Genomic DNA, 13,863 nt, shown 5'->3' on the forward strand with positions numbered 1-13,863 from the left:
GCTCAGGCGCCGTCGTCGTCGTATCGCGGGTCGAGGTCGCCCGGGGGGAGGTTGAACAGACCCGCGACCTGTTCGACCACGACGTCCTGCACGATCGCGGTGAGGTCGCGCTGGCTCTCGGCGCGGGCCTCGATCGGCCTGCGGTAGATGACGATCCGGGCGGGTTGCCGGCCGCGGGCGGGGAAGGCCCGACCGAGCGGCGCGCCCTCGCGCTCCCACGGCGCCGGGTCGGTCGGCGGGACGTCCTCTACGGCGAACTCCAGCTGCTCGAAGCGCGGCCCGAGACGCCCCTCGAGGCGGGCCGCGCTGTCCAGCACCAGGTCGTCGAACTGCTGCCGCCGGGTGGCCATGGCGGGCACGGCCGGCCACGCCAGGGGACCACGCACACCGCGGCCTCGGCGGTCCCTCCGGACCCGCCCCGAGGGGCGCTGCGGGAAGCCGGCCGAAGTCACTCCCGCAGCCTACGGCGTGCCGACGCGTCGGCCCCGCGGTGCTGGCATAGAGTCCGCGACGTGAGTCTGTCCAGGAGGTGCTCCCGCACCGCGTGCTCCAAGCCCGCCATCGCGACGCTCACCTACGTCTACGGCGACCAGACCGCCGTGGTCGGCCCGCTCGCGACGTTCGCCGAGCCGCACACGTACGACCTGTGCGCCGCCCACGCCGAGGGCCTGACCGCCCCACGGGGCTGGGAGATCGTGCGCCTGTCGGGTGAGTACGTCGAGCCCGAGCCGTCGCACGACGACCTCCTGGCCCTGGCCAACGCCGTGCGTGAAGCCGGCCGGCCCCGGCTCGGCGAGGCCGCCGTGCAGGCGCGCCGCCAGCCGGCCGACGAGGATGCCTCGGGCGCGATCGAGACCGGCCGCCGAGGACACCTGCGCGTGCTGCGCGACTCCTGAGACCGCTAGGGTTTCGGGCGTGCCGAAACCCGTGTTGTCCGACTTCGTGAAGGCCTACGACGTCCGTGGTCTGGTCCCCGACCAGCTCAACGTCGACGTGGCCTGGGCGCTCGGGGCTGCGTTCGCCCAGACCGTCATCGCCCCTGAGGGGGCGTCCGGTGTGGTGATCGGCCACGACATGCGCCCGTCGTCGCCGGAGCTCTCCCGAGCCTTCGCAGCCGGGGTCACGGCCCAAGGCCTCGACGCCACCCTGATCGGGCTGTGCAGCACCGACGGGCTCTACTACGCCAGCGGCGCCCTCGACCTCCCCGGTGCGATGTTCACGGCCTCGCACAACCCGGCCCAGTACAACGGCATCAAGCTCTGCCGAGCGGGCGCGCGTCCCGTCGGACAGGACTCCGGCCTGGCCGACGTCAGCGCAACGGCCCAGCAGATCCTCGACACCGGCACCAGCGCCGGACCGGTCGACGGGCCCGTGGGTGACGTCGTCGAGCGCGACCTGCTGACCGACTACGCGGTGTTCCTGCGCGGCCTCGTCGACCTCTCGGGTGGGCGCCCGCTCAAGGTCGTCGTCGACGCCGGGAACGGCATGGGCGGCCACACCGTGCCGGCGGTCCTCGGCACCGCGGCCGGCCTGCCCGAGCTCCCGCTCGAGGTCGTCCCGCTCTACTTCGAGCTGGACGGCACGTTCCCGAACCACGAGGCCAACCCGCTGGAGCCCGAGAACCTCCGTGACCTGCAGGCGGCGGTCGTCGAACACGGCGCCGACCTCGGGCTCGCCTTCGACGGCGACGCCGACCGGTGCTTCGTCATCGACGAGCGCGGCGAGCCGGTCAGCCCCAGCGCGGTGACCGCGCTGGTGGCCACCCGCGAGGTCGCCAAGGAGGTCGCGGCCGGCACGTCCGCTGCCGACGTCGCCGTGGTCTACAACGTCATCTCGTCCGCGGCAGTCCCGGAGATCATCGCGGAGCAGGGTGCCCGCGGCGTCCGCACCCGGGTGGGGCACTCGTTCATCAAGGCCGAGATGGCCCGGGAGGACGCCGTCTTCGGCGGCGAGCACAGCGCGCACTACTACTTCCGCGACTTCTGGTTCGCCGACACCGGCATGCTGGCCGCGATGCACGTCCTCGCCGCGCTGGGCGAGCAGGCCGAGCCACTCAGCCGGCTCACCGCGGCATACAGCCGGTATGCCGCGTCCGGCGAGATCAACTCGACCGTCAACGATGCGCCGGCGGCGACCGCGCGGGTGCGGGAGTGGGCGGCCGACCAGGGCGCGGAGTTCGACGAGCTGGACGGGCTGACGGCGACCCACGCGGTCACCCCGGACTCCCCGATGTGGTGGCTCAACCTGCGCGCGTCCAACACCGAACCGCTGCTGCGACTGAACGTCGAGGCAGCCGACCAAGACACGATGACCCAGGTGCGAGACGATGTTCTCGCACTGGTGAGAGGAGAACGCTGATGTCGCAAGGACAGGACGTCCGGATCGAGCCGTGGCTGCGGGAGATCCTGAGGTGCCCTGCCTGCCGCTCCGTGCTCACCGACGCCACCGTGGAGGGCAAGCCCGAGCTCCACTGCACCAACAGCGAGTGCGGACTGCAGTACCGCATCGACGACGGTGTGCCAGTGCTGCTGGTCGACGAAGCCCGCAAGCCGGTCTGACGGACTGCCGGCGCGACGATGTCTCCCTTCTTCGACGAGTCGCGTGTCGACAGTGACGAGGCGCTGACCGCCCTCGACTCACACCAGACGCTCCGGGCCCTCGCCACGTCCGGGGCCCAGGTCCGCGAGGCGGTCGCCCTGTCCGAGGAGGCGGGGATCGAGCGCGTCGCCGGGGGTGAGCGGCCGCGCTCGGTGCTGGTCGCGTCGCTGGGCGGGTCCGCCGTCGTGTGCGACGTCCTCGAGCTGCTGGCTGAGCCGGGGTCGCCGGTGCCGGTGAGCGTGCGCAGGAACGTGCCGCTGCCCGGGTGGGTGGGACCCCTCGACCTGGTCATCGCGGTGTCGCTGTCGGGTCGGGCGCCGGGACCGCTGGCGCTGGCTGCCGAGGCCGCCCGCAGGGGCGCCTCGCTGCTCACGGTCGGCGCCGTGGACTCGCCACTCGCCGACGTGGCTGCCCAGGCCAGGGGAGTGCACATCGGCATCGGCCGGGGCCGCAGCACCTCCCGGACCGCCCTGTGGACCCTGCTCGCACCGGTGCTGCTCGGAGCTGGTCACCTGGGCATCGTCGACGTCGACGCCCGCGTGCTCACCCAGACCGCCGACCGCCTCGACGAGGTGGCCGAGACCTGCCGGCCGTCCTCGGAGTCATTCGTCAACCCGGCCAAGGTCCTCGCCGCCGACCTCGCCGAAGGGGTGCCGGTGGTCCTCGGCGACGGCCCCCTCAACGGGGTCGCCGCGGCCCGCGCGACGTCGATGCTGGCCCGGACCGCCCGGGTGCCGGCCACCTCGGGCGAGCTGCCCGACGATGCCGCCCAGATCGTGGCGTGCTTCGACGGACCGTTCACGGCGGCCTACTCCGGCGGGGCGCCGTCGATGGCGGCCGGAGGGCAGGACCGCGGCGACGACATCTTCGCCGACCCGTTCCTCGACGGGCCGGCCGCGCCACGGCTGTCGCTGCTCATGCTCCGCGACGTGCTGCCCGACCCGTTGACCCGTGCGGCCGACGAGGCGCGGATCCTCGCCGAGGCCGTGACCACCGCCGCCCGCGAGGCTGGCGTGCGGGTCAGCGAGGTGACCGCAGAGCCCGGCCACTCCCTGACCCGGCTGGCCGGCCAGATCGCCACCACCGACTTCGCCGCGACCTACCTTGCCCTCGGGCTGGGACTCGACCCGGCGGTCTCACCCCACGTGGCCGACCTGCGCGGACGGACGGGCTGAGGGCGCGACGGCGCGCCCTGGCGAACGTTTGAACGAGCCGCCCAACGACCACAGTGGATGCACGATGGGCGCTCTCCAGCACGAAGCGGACCGTCGGCCACCAACGTTGGTCGTCCTCCGGCCGACCGAGCCCAAAGGCCGACTCCGGGTCTTGCTCAACCCAGTCAGGGGCGGACCGAGTGGATCAGCTCGACCACGTCGCCGACGACGCCCCGCATACCGGGCAGGCGGCTGAGCCGGACCAGCTTGTCGACCAGCGGCACGACTCGACGCACGAGCGCGCGGGTGCGCTTCTGCCCGTCGCTCGAGTCGTGCACCCAGAACAGCACGACGCCCATCTGGAGCAGCCAGAGCAGCTCGGGCAGCTCGGCCCGGATCGGCGCCGGCACCTTGAGGTCGGAGCCCTCCACCACCCGTCGGAACAGGTCGATGCTCGCCTCTCGCGCACCCCGCGACTCGGCGCTGAACGGCGACAGCGGGCTGGTGGGCTCGGCCGCGACCTTGAAGAACTTGCCCGCGAACCCGTGGAACGGCTCCGCCACGTCGACCCACGTCGTCAGCACCTCGCGCAGCCGCTCGGCGAACTTGTCCGTGCGCTCGAGCGAGTCGTGCGCCGCCGCCGCGTGCTCGACCTGGATCTGGTCGTAGAAAGCCTGGACCAGGTGCTCCTTCGAGGCGAAGTAGTAGTAGGCGTTGCCGATGCTCACGCCGGCCCGGTCGGCGACGGCGCGCATGGTGGTCTTGTCGTAGCCGCGTTCGCGGAAGAGCTCCTGGGCGGCCGCCGCGATCGCGGCCCGGGTCTGCTCGCCTCGGTCGGACCGGTTGGCTGGGTCAGACCGGTGCGCAGAGTCCGTCACAGTCGTCAGCGTAACCACCCCCTCCCGTCGCGCCGGAGCTGCGCGCCTCGGGCCCGCGCGCCTCGGGCACGGTCGCGCCGGAGCTGCGCGCCTCGGGCCCGCGCGCCTCGGGCACGTGCGTCGTGGTGAGGGACGCGCGGAGTCCGGCCGCGGCATACGCCATCGCCCGGGCCACCGGCAGGCCGAGGGGCGTGGACAGCCGGAGGGCGAGGTCGCGGTGCTCGACGGTGGCCCACAGGCAGGTGACCCACGCGCTGGCGCCGGTCCACACCGCGCCGGTGTCGGCCACGACGGTGATGTCGCGCAGGGTGGCGGCATGGTCGAGGTGGGGGAGCAGCTCGCGCGCGGCGGCGGAGCCCGCCGGGACCGCGGTGACCGGCACGAGGTGCGGCTGCTCGACCAGCCACGACCCGAACCGCGAGCAGATCGGGCAGCCCGCGTCGTAGAGGACGACCAGCTTGTTCACGACCAGGCCTTCAGACGGTGGGGGCGGCGACGGGGCGCCGGTCGGCTGAGGCCGAGGCGACGGCGACGGCGAGCGCCACCGTGACCGGGAGCACGAAGATCCCGATGCTCAGCATGCCGAGCAGGGTCCCGATGCCGAGCAGCACGACGACCACCACCGCGGCGACCCTGGCGGTACGACCGCCCGGCCCGAGCAGCGACGCCGCGACGACCAGGCAGGCGACCAGCGGGATACCGGCCACGACCAGCCCCCACCACCCGTTCTCCCCGACGAGGGTGGCGGAGGCGGAGGTGGTGACGGTCGCGCCGGTCGAGTCCGTGCTCTCCGACTCCCCGGAGTAGACCGGCACGGTGAGGGCTGCCACGACCAGCGCCAGGCTCCAGAGGGTGGCGCCGGCCAGGGCGATCCGGGCGGTCTTCACGTCCCTCAGCCCATCGGGGCGGGGAAGGGCTGGGTCCAGCCCTGCGGAGGGACCGGGGGAGCGGTCATGGCGTCGAGGCGGCCACGGCGACGGATCTTGTTGAACACGTAGACGTTGGTCAGGTGCACGACGCCGAGCATCAGCAGCACGACCCCCAGCTTCATGCTGAGCACCTCGACGATGTCGCGCGCGTCGGCGAGGGTGTCGCCGACCCGCAGGTAGAGCGCCACGACGCCGAGGTTGAGCAGGTAGAAGCCGACCACGAGCAGCTTGTTGACCGCCTCGGCCAGGTCGTCGTTGCCGTCGAACACGTCGACGAGGAAGACCCGGCCGTTGCGCGACAAGGTCGACCCGACCCAGATGGTGAGGGGCACGGCGATGAGCAGGTAGAGCAGGTAGGCGATGACCGCGTTGTCCACGGAGGCTCCTTCAGGACGGACGTTCCGGGGAGCCACCATTAAGGGCTCCTTGAACGTGTTCAAGTTGATGTTCCTGACCGTAGCAGATCATCTTGAACATGTTCAAGTAGCGCGGTCCGGCCCCTACCCCGAACCCGTCCGGCTAGGGTCCGCTCGTGGCCACGAACCGACCCGCCCCCGTGTGGCTGTTGCCCACGGTCATCGGTGTGGTGGCGGTCGTCCTCGCCTGGCTGCGCTGGATCGACCCGTCCACCTGGAACCTGGTCGACCTCGACGTCTTCGTGCGCGGTGGGGAGGCGGTCCTGCACGGCGGCGACCCCTACGGCGGCCCGGCCGACGCCCTGGAGTTCACCTACCCGCCCTTCGCCGCGGTCGTCTTCGTCCCGCTCGCGCTCCTCGGGGGTGCCGCTGTCTGGGTGATGTCGGCGCTCTCGCTGGCCGCACTCGTGGTCATCGCGTGGCTCTCGCTTCGCGAGGCCACGCCGACCCAAAGCCTGAGCCGGACTGCGTCACTCGGCTGGCTGGCGGTCCTGGTCCTCGTGGCCTGGGTGCTCGAACCGGTGCAGCGCACCTTCATCTTCGGTCAGGTGAACCTCGTGCTCTGCGCGCTGGTGATGCTGGATGTCTTCGTCGTCCCAGCGCGCTTCCGTGGCTACCTGACGGGGCTGGCGGCGGGCCTCAAGCTGACCCCCGCCTTCTTCGTCCTCTACTTCGCCGTGCGACGCGACTGGCCCGCGGTGGCCCGGAGCGCCGCGGCCGGCGTGCTCTCGGTGGTCATCGGGTGGGTGGTCCTGCCGTCCGAGTCCGTGCGCTACTGGCTCGACGACCTCACGACGATGGGCAAGTTCGGCGGCTACGCGCTCGAGCCGACGAACCAGTCGCTGCGGGCGCTGTGGGTGCGGTTGCTGGGTGGCGACCCCGGCCCCTGGTACCTCCTCAGCGCCGCGGTCGTCGTGGTCCTCGTGGCGTGGGTGGCCATCCGGCTGACCCGCGCCGGTGACCCGTTGGCCGCGCTCGCGGCCGTCGCGGCCGGGTCGCTGCTGGTCTCGCCGATCTCGTGGACCCACCACTGGGTCTGGGTGGTGCCCGCCCTCGTGGTCCTGGCCGGGAGGGGCTGGCGGGTCGCAGCCGTCGTGGTCGCCCTCCTGATGTACCTGCCCCCGATGTGGGCTGCCGACGGCGACCCCCTGAAGCTCTCGCCCGCCGAGCAGCTGGTGGCGTCCACTTACGTGCTGCTGGCGCTGGCGTTCCTCGTGGCGCTCGCGCTGTCGCCGGGGCCGACCACCGCGCGCAGCTCAGCGCGGTCCACGGACCACCGGCGCACGGACGTCACTGCGCGAGACTGAGCACCTGCGCGGTCGGGAGGGCCACGAGGTCGGCGGTGTCCACGAGCACCTTGCTGGCGCGGATGCCGCTGCCGATCACCACGCGCCCGGCGGCCACGACGGCGTCGTCGACGAGCACCGGCCAGTCGGCCGGGAGCCCGATCGGGGTGATCCCGCCGTACTCCATGGTCGTCAGCTCGACCGCCTGGTCCATCGGGGCGAAGCTGATCTTGCGCACGTCGAGGTGCCGGCGCACCGCGCCGTTGATGTCGGCGCGCATCGAGGCCAGCACCAGCACCGCGGCATACCGCAGCTCACCACCACGCTTGCCGGCGACGACCACACAGTTGGCCGAGTGCTCCATGGCCACGTCGTAGGCCTCGCAGAAGGCCGCCGTGTCGGCGAGCGTCGGGTCGATCGGCGCCACCAGCGCGGAGGGGGTGGTGCCGATCGCGCCGGCGACCGGTGCCGCCAACAGCTCGGTATGCCGCGTCGCGGGCTCCCAGCCCAAGGTGCCTTCAGCGCTGCTCACCACCGCAGACTAACCGAGCGAATGCCGACCAAACGGGCGATGCCCGCCTCCTCGGCCCTTCGGCATGCTGGATGCGCCGACCCCTGCCCGAAGGACCTCACTGCCATGCCTCGCCCGACGCGACTCGAGCTCTTCACTCGAGCCCTGTGGCTCGCCATGGTCCCCGGCGCCGTCCTGTTCTGCGCCATGCAGGTCGCGGTGCACCTCTCGCACGGCATGGTCGGCGCTGACTCCCACGCCTACTGGGTCGCGGCGGGTTCGCCGGAGACCTGGTACACGACGCCGCCCGACCACGTCGACGCCTACCTCTACTCGCCGGCCTTCGCCCAGCTCCTCTGGCCGCTGGGCTTCCTCCCGTGGCCGGTGTTCCAGGGCGTGTGGTTCGCCGCGCAGGCCGCCGTGCTGGCCTGGCTGCTCACGCCGCTCGGGTGGCGTCGCGGGCTGACCGTGGCCCCGTTCTTCGTGGCCGAGCTGTTGCTGGGCAACGTCTACCTCTTCCTCGCCGCCGTCCTGGTCCTCGCGGTCAGGGGGCGGCCGGGTGCCCTGGTGTTGCCGTTGTTGACCAAAGTGACCCCTGCCGTCGTCGGGCTCTGGTTCGTCGTGCGAGGCGACTGGCGAGCGGTGCGCTCCGCTGCCGTCGCGCTGGCCGTCGTGGTCGGGGTCTCGGTGGCCCTGGACCCGCAGGCCTGGCCGCGGTGGTTCGAGTTCCTCGCGTCCAACGCGGGCACCGGCGGGCCGTTGTTCCTGGTCCGGTTCGTGGTCGCCACAGCCCTCGTGGTGTTCGCCGCGCGCACCGGGCGCGCCTGGCTGCTGGCACCCGCGCTGCTGCTCGCCTGCCCGGTCTTCCAGGCCTTCAGCCCCTACACGGTGCTCGGCGCAGTGCCGCGCCTCCTGCTCTGGCAGCGGTCGCAGGCCGAGGAGCTAGGGGCGGAGCAGCAGGAAGCCGTCGTCGCGGGCAGCGACCGTCCAGCCACGATCCCGCTGTAGGGCCGTCGCCAGCGGCACGTCCTCCCGGAGCAGGGCCGCGACCGGCTGGTGCTGGTCGAACCCCTCCTGCCACCCCGGTTCGGCGCCCATGACCCGCAGGTAGGTCCGCGCCTGGGCCGGACCGTAGAGCTCGGCCCGGGTGTCCGCGGTCTGGCGCAGGGACGGGAAGGTCCACATCACCCAGCCACCCAGCGAGTCGTCGTTGTAGACCACGGACCCGGCGGGCAGGGCCCGCAGCGCGGCGGTGGTCCCGTCGGGGACCGACACCGGCTGGTCGGGTCCGTTGGCGGCGAGCAGGCCACAGACCATCACGACGACGGCGACCAGGCCGGCCACGACGACGGGCTCGCGCCCGCGCGCCGGTCGGGCCCGGCCGAGGACGGCGTCGAGGGCCTTCGCGGCGAGGGGGGCGATGATGATGGCGCCGACGGCGACCGTGCGGGAGTACGTCAGGCCCCAGCCCACGCCGACGACGAGGATCCCGGCGGCCCCCCAGCTGACCAGGGAGTGCCGTCGGGCCCAGCCGAGCGCCACCACGAGCACCAGCACCAGCAGGCCGAGGGTAGAGGGCTCGGTCAGCTCGGGGCGCCGCCACTCCTGGATGTAGGGGCTCACCGCACGCACCGGACCGAAGGCGGTGAGGATCCCCAGGCCGAGGGGAGTCAGGAGCGCGGCGGCCGCGCTGGCCACCGGCACGAGGGCCAGGGGGATGGCCTGTCGCACCGAGACCTTGCGGTCCAGCAGAAGGCCCGCGGTCGTGACGAGGCCGAGCATGATCCCGACGACCCAGGTGCCGTGGCTGGAAGCCCACACCCAGGTGAGGGGGACGAGCCACCAGGGAGCCCGGTGGTCGCTGAGCACCCGCACCCAGGCGCTCGCCGTGACGGCCAGCAGGGCGAAGCCCACCAGCTGCGGCCGGGGGCTCAGGCTCGCTGCGGTGGCGAGGACCGTGATGCCGGTGACGAGGGTGGCCGCCAGTGGACCGCTGGTCCGGCGGCAGGCGACGTAGACCGCGACGCACACGGCCAGCCGACCGAGCTGCGCCAGGAACGCCACCGCCGGCAGGCCGCCCCACTGGTTGGCCAGCGAGAGGGCCAGCTCGGGCAGCCACTGGGTGAGCACCCAGGGCTGGCTGGTGAACGTCGACAGCGGGTCCGGGCCACTGAACTGCCAGGTGTCGCGCAGGTGGTCGCCGGCCAGCACGTGCCAGAGCGTGTCGGGGTCGGCGATCCCCGTGCCGACGTTGCGCGACAGGACCAGAAGAAGGAGGCCGAAGGCGACCACCGGAGCCCAGCGCAGGATGCCCTCAGGGGCCGGCAGCGGCGTCGCCCCGGCAGTCCGGCTCGCTGCCGGACGGACGTCTGAGTTCACCACGCGCCGACCCTAGCGACTCGGGACCGGGCTGGCGGCGAAGAACTGCTGGGTGCTGGCCACGTTGACGCCGGCCGTGCTGCTCGCGCGCAGGTCGGTGAGCTGGAGCGCCGAGGCCACCCCGCCGCCGACGTCCACCGGCTCGGCCGTGCTGGCCAGCTCGATCTTCGTCGACCCCGGCGGGGCCGTGACCTCGAGCCGGACCGGCTGGTCGACCCCGCTGATGGGAGACCGCAGCGGGGCGCCGGGGAGACCGGTGGCAACGAGCACGTCCTCGGCGCCGCTCAGGGTCCGCACGCTGAACGTCAGGGTGACCGGCACGGGTGTGTCGCCCAGGTTGCTCACGGTCAGGGTTGCCGTCGGACCGAGGAGCTGGAACGGGCGACCCCGGTCGTCACGCTGGAGCCGAGCCGAGTCGAGGCCGGCGAGGACTGGGCGCAGGACGTCGTCCCGAGTCGGTGGAGTCGGTGGGGTCGCGTCGGGGCGCTCGGTGGCCAGGTCGAACGCGACCAGCCGGTCGGTCTGCGCGAGGGGCGCACCCAGCAACGACGCCAGCCCGTCACTCGGGTCGGCTGCGCCGACGTAGCCCCGATGGTCCACCTCGACAGCGCAGAAGCCCGCAGCCCGCAGGTCCGGCACCAGCGCGGCCATCCGGTCCACCGGCAGCGCCAGCTGCCAGTCTGCGCTCGCGGTGCCCCGGATCGCGCCGTAGCTCCAGGTCAGCGTGCTCGGGGCGGCCACCCCGGGCAGCACGTGGTCGTAGTCGCCCATCTGACCGAAGCCCGGCTCCTCGGGGTAGGGCGTGACCGGCAGCTGGAAGACCGCGCACGGGGCAGACGTCGCCGCGGCGAGGTGCGCGCTGTATCCCTTCAGCTGCGCGGAGGTGGCCGACAGCCTCGCGTAGTCGGGTGCGGCACCGGGGTTGGTCTGGTCGAGACACCCCACGAGCAGCACCCCGGCGGCCAGCGCCCAGGCTGCCGTTCGGCGGCGGGCGACCCTGGTCATCCAGAGGCCCACGGCCAGGAGAGCGAGGAGCGCGATGACGGTGCCCAGCCGCGCCCAGGTGCGGATCTGGGGGGTCACGAAGAGCGCGACGACCGACCCGAGGCCACCGCGGGTGTAGAAGGCCAGGCTCACGAGGGCGAACGCGGCGAGGGCGCCGACGACCTGGTCGGGTCGACGACCACCGGTCACCGACCGCAGGAGCACCAGCACCAACACGACCAGCCCACAGACGCTCACGACACCGAGCGCATGGCGTTCGGCGGTCGGCGGCGCGGCGTAGCCGTAGGCCGTCGTGATGAACCGCAACGGCGGCAGCCGGTGCTCCGACCAGGGCAGGAGGAGGTCGATCAGCCGACCGGCATACCGCTCCGACTCGCCGATGGTGCGTTGCGCGGGCACGTCGGAGGTGACGACGTCACCACTTCTCGCGACCACGGCGAAGGCGAGGGAGACCGCGCAGCTGACGCCCACCAGGGCGGCTGCGGCCACCCCGGGGAGCAGCGACCTGAGCGTGCGGTCGGTGGCCCACCGCACGACGAGCGCGACGCCCACGAGGATCAGGACGAACGCGACGTAGTAGGCGTCCGAGAGCCCCACGGCGAGCGCGATGGCCACGGTCCGGGCCACGTGCAGCCAGGCCCGTCGGCGCCCGGCCGTCCCGGCCCGCAGCGCCCGCCTGGCCGGCCACACCGAGCGTCCGGTGGCCACCTGCAGGGCCAGCCACACCCCGAGCGGGAGCACCCAGTAGGCCGACAGCCACAGGTGCTGGAACCACCGTTGGTGGCCCGGGAGCGCCGAGAAGAGGACGCCCACCGTGACCGCGGCAGGACGGGCGATGCCCACCTGCCGAGCCAGCCAGTATGCCGCGAGGGCGGCGGCGGGGTAGCCGGCCACGAAGAAGACGGCCGAGGCGGTCGCCGGGCTGTCGGTGAAGAGGCCGATGACCCGGATCGCTGCGAAGTTGAGCTGGTCGCCGGTGGCGAACCAGGCGGCGTTGAGGCCGAACGGCGCGCCCATCCGGTCGGTCGAGCCGAACCCGCCGCCCTCCATGATCGCCCGGACCTGCATGAGCACCTGCGGGGAGTCGCCCGAGAGGCTGAGCGGCACCCCGGGACGCCAGTCCCACAGCCGCAGGGACTGGACCGCGACCAGCAGCGACAGTACGGCCGAGAGGCCTGGGCCGGCCGTGCTCGCGACCCACGCGCGCCCGGCCGGCCGGGGGTGGCGCGGCGTCGCGTGAGACGTGGTGGTGGGTTCCACCGACGTGAGCTGGGTCTGCGCCACCACAGGAGTATCCGGCGTGCAGCGTGCGGTTTCCGGTTGGCACGCTGATTCCGGCCAAAAGGACGAGTCAGTGGCTGCTGGACGCGCCTCGGCGGGGGATGACGTGCATGACGGCCACGACGACCGCACCCACCATCAGCCCGAGGACCGCGGAGCCGACCGTGTTGGTCAGCCAGCCGAACACGCCACCGAGCGCGCCGGTCGCGTCGTGGACGGACTCCTCGGCGTGGTGCACCCACGAGTAGGGGGCGTGCAGCCCCAGGTCGTCGAGGCCGACGAGGATGATGTGGCCGCCGACCCAGATCATCGCGGCGATGCCGACCACCGACAGAGTCGTCAGCAGGCGTGGCATGGCGGCCACGAGGGCGCGCCCGATGGTGCGGCTGACCCCGGACTCACGGCCCGAGAGGTGCAGCCCGACGTCGTCCATCTTCACGATCAGGGCCACGACGCCGTAGACGAGGATTGTGATCGCGAAGGCGACGACGACCAGGATGATCGCCCGGCTGAGGAACGGCTCGTCGGCGACCTCGTTGAGCGAGATGACCATGATCTCCGCCGACAGGATGAAGTCCGTGCGGATCGCCCCGCTGGTGATGTCGTCCTCGCTGGCGACCTCGCCGCGCTCGTGGGCCGCGTCGGCCTCGGTCTCGCCGTGGCCGGAGATCCGTTCCCAGATCTTCTCGACCCCCTCGTAGCACAGGAAGGTGCCACCGATCATGAGCAGCGGGGTGAGGGCGACCGGGAAGAACTGGCTGAGCAACATCGCCGCGGGCAGGATGAACAGCAGCTTGTTGCGCAGCGAGCCGATCGCGATCTTCTTGATGATCGGCAGCTCGCGGGTGGGGGAGAGGCCCTCGACGTAGCGCGGGGTGACGGCGGTGTCGTCGACGATCACGCCGGCCGCCTTGACGCTGGCTCGGCTCGCCGCGGCACCCACGTCGTCGACGGAGGCGGCGGCCGCCTTCGCCAGCACGGCGATGTCGTCGAGCAACGCGAACAACCCGCCGCTCATGGCCGCGACCTGGGTTGTCGTGCGGGCAGGGCGGAAGGTATGGGTGCGGCCACCCGGCGAGCCTACCTGCGGCCGACCTCAGGCGCGGTCGTCGTCCGCCCCGTCGTCCTCGTCGTCGTCCTTGTCGTCGTCCTCGTCGTCGTCGTCCTCGTCGTCGTCCTCATCCGCCAGGGTCACGTCGGCCTGGTCCATGCTGTTCGGCACCGGCGCACCACCGGGCTCGACCTGGTAGTCGGCCTTGACCTCGTCCCAGGCCTCGACCTTCTCCTCGTCGACCTCGAGCTCCAGGGTGTCGGGCTCGTCGGTCGTCGGCTCCTCGACCTGCGCGTCGGCGATCTCTCCGGGGACTCCGCTGCTGGGCTCGCTCATGGTGCTCCGTCCGTGGTTGGTGCCTCCCTTCCTAGCGCC

At 72.7% G+C, this 13,863-nt stretch carries 16 protein-coding genes; 6 read left to right on the top strand and 10 right to left on the bottom strand.

The genetic code is table 11. From position 1 onward, the window contains the following. Positions 1-2 precede the first annotated feature (2 nt). Positions 3-386, bottom strand: a complete 384-nt coding sequence (locus ASG95_RS06040; RefSeq protein ID WP_235543445.1) for a metallopeptidase family protein — start codon at positions 384-386, stop codon at positions 3-5. A gap of 126 nt (positions 387-512) precedes the next feature. On the opposite strand from ASG95_RS06040, the gene ASG95_RS06045 reads away from it, so the two are divergent. From ASG95_RS06045 to ASG95_RS06060, 4 genes are read left to right on the top strand one after another with little or no spacing between them, the layout of a single operon-like run. Then, positions 513-896: a DUF3499 domain-containing protein gene (locus ASG95_RS06045; RefSeq protein WP_057376896.1), complete on the top strand. Its 384-nt coding sequence runs from the start codon at positions 513-515 to the stop codon at positions 894-896. Positions 897-915: 19 nt separating this feature from the next. Next, entirely contained in the window at positions 916-2,358 is a 1,443-nt protein-coding gene (locus ASG95_RS06050; protein ID WP_057376897.1) for a phosphomannomutase/phosphoglucomutase, read from the top strand. Then, positions 2,358-2,558, top strand: a complete 201-nt coding sequence (locus ASG95_RS06055) for a Trm112 family protein (RefSeq protein ID WP_056922852.1) — start codon at positions 2,358-2,360, stop codon at positions 2,556-2,558. The genes ASG95_RS06050 and ASG95_RS06055 overlap by 1 nt, the downstream gene beginning before the upstream one ends. An 18-nt stretch (positions 2,559-2,576) precedes the next feature. Continuing rightward, the gene (locus tag ASG95_RS06060) at positions 2,577-3,773 is read left to right on the top strand and encodes an SIS domain-containing protein (protein ID WP_057376898.1); all 1,197 of its coding nucleotides are present in this window, start codon (positions 2,577-2,579) and stop codon (positions 3,771-3,773) included. A 164-nt stretch (positions 3,774-3,937) separates the two neighbouring features. Here the strand turns inward: ASG95_RS06060 and ASG95_RS06065 are convergent, their stop codons facing one another. Genes ASG95_RS06065 through ASG95_RS06080 form a run of 4 tightly spaced genes read right to left on the bottom strand, consistent with a single transcriptional unit; the run spans position 3,938 to position 5,936 of the window. Next, complete coding sequence (locus tag ASG95_RS06065) at positions 3,938-4,630, bottom strand: TetR family transcriptional regulator (protein WP_235543447.1); 693 nt, start codon at positions 4,628-4,630, stop codon at positions 3,938-3,940. After that, entirely contained in the window at positions 4,605-5,096 is a 492-nt protein-coding gene (locus ASG95_RS21985) for a DCC1-like thiol-disulfide oxidoreductase family protein (protein ID WP_162259372.1), read from the bottom strand. The genes ASG95_RS06065 and ASG95_RS21985 overlap by 26 nt, the downstream gene beginning before the upstream one ends. Before the next feature lie 10 nt (positions 5,097-5,106). After that, the gene (locus ASG95_RS06075; protein WP_056922848.1) at positions 5,107-5,517 is read right to left on the bottom strand and encodes a hypothetical protein; all 411 of its coding nucleotides are present in this window, start codon (positions 5,515-5,517) and stop codon (positions 5,107-5,109) included. 5 nt (positions 5,518-5,522) lie between these two features. Continuing rightward, entirely contained in the window at positions 5,523-5,936 is a 414-nt protein-coding gene (locus tag ASG95_RS06080) for a hypothetical protein (RefSeq protein ID WP_056922847.1), read from the bottom strand. A 155-nt stretch (positions 5,937-6,091) separates the two neighbouring features. Here ASG95_RS06080 and ASG95_RS06085 point away from each other — a divergent pair, with 155 nt between their 5' ends. Beyond that, the gene (locus tag ASG95_RS06085) at positions 6,092-7,282 is read left to right on the top strand and encodes a glycosyltransferase 87 family protein (RefSeq protein ID WP_056922846.1); all 1,191 of its coding nucleotides are present in this window, start codon (positions 6,092-6,094) and stop codon (positions 7,280-7,282) included. Here ASG95_RS06085 and ASG95_RS06090 read toward each other — a convergent pair. After that, entirely contained in the window at positions 7,266-7,793 is a 528-nt protein-coding gene (locus tag ASG95_RS06090) for a YbaK/EbsC family protein (protein WP_056923213.1), read from the bottom strand. The genes ASG95_RS06085 and ASG95_RS06090 overlap by 17 nt on opposite strands. A gap of 105 nt (positions 7,794-7,898) precedes the next feature. Here ASG95_RS06090 and ASG95_RS06095 point away from each other — a divergent pair, with 105 nt between their 5' ends. Beyond that, positions 7,899-8,780, top strand: coding sequence for a glycosyltransferase family 87 protein (locus ASG95_RS06095; RefSeq protein ID WP_056922845.1), 882 nt, complete (start codon positions 7,899-7,901; stop codon positions 8,778-8,780). Here the strand turns inward: ASG95_RS06095 and ASG95_RS06100 are convergent. The 4 genes from ASG95_RS06100 to ASG95_RS06115 all read right to left on the bottom strand — a co-directional run bounded on the left by ASG95_RS06100 (position 8,715) and on the right by ASG95_RS06115 (position 13,824). Further along, the gene (locus ASG95_RS06100; protein WP_056922844.1) at positions 8,715-10,154 is read right to left on the bottom strand and encodes a hypothetical protein; all 1,440 of its coding nucleotides are present in this window, start codon (positions 10,152-10,154) and stop codon (positions 8,715-8,717) included. The genes ASG95_RS06095 and ASG95_RS06100 overlap by 66 nt on opposite strands. A gap of 9 nt (positions 10,155-10,163) precedes the next feature. After that, positions 10,164-12,440: a hypothetical protein gene (locus ASG95_RS06105; protein ID WP_157581755.1), complete on the bottom strand. Its 2,277-nt coding sequence runs from the start codon at positions 12,438-12,440 to the stop codon at positions 10,164-10,166. 67 nt (positions 12,441-12,507) lie between these two features. Continuing rightward, a complete protein-coding gene (locus tag ASG95_RS06110) occupies positions 12,508-13,455 on the bottom strand; it encodes a DUF808 domain-containing protein (RefSeq protein ID WP_056922842.1) in 948 nt (315 codons plus the stop codon). Positions 13,456-13,533: 78 nt separating this feature from the next. Further along, positions 13,534-13,824, bottom strand: a complete 291-nt coding sequence (locus tag ASG95_RS06115) for a hypothetical protein (protein WP_056922841.1) — start codon at positions 13,822-13,824, stop codon at positions 13,534-13,536. Positions 13,825-13,863 lie beyond the last annotated feature (39 nt).

The organism is Phycicoccus sp. Soil803, assembly GCF_001429685.1.
In the GTDB taxonomy this organism is placed as follows: domain Bacteria; phylum Actinomycetota; class Actinomycetes; order Actinomycetales; family Dermatophilaceae; genus Pedococcus.

Coding starts and splice junctions, on each gene's coding strand:
- ASG95_RS06055 (WP_056922852.1), top strand. CDS start 2,358: ATGTCGCAAGGACAGGACGTCCGGATCGAGCCGTGGCTGCGGGAGATC.
- ASG95_RS06060 (WP_057376898.1), top strand. CDS start 2,577: ATGTCTCCCTTCTTCGACGAGTCGCGTGTCGACAGTGACGAGGCGCTG.
- ASG95_RS06095 (WP_056922845.1), top strand. CDS start 7,899: ATGCCTCGCCCGACGCGACTCGAGCTCTTCACTCGAGCCCTGTGGCTC.
- ASG95_RS06110 (WP_056922842.1), bottom strand. CDS start 13,455: ATGAGCGGCGGGTTGTTCGCGTTGCTCGACGACATCGCCGTGCTGGCG.
- ASG95_RS06115 (WP_056922841.1), bottom strand. CDS start 13,824: ATGAGCGAGCCCAGCAGCGGAGTCCCCGGAGAGATCGCCGACGCGCAG.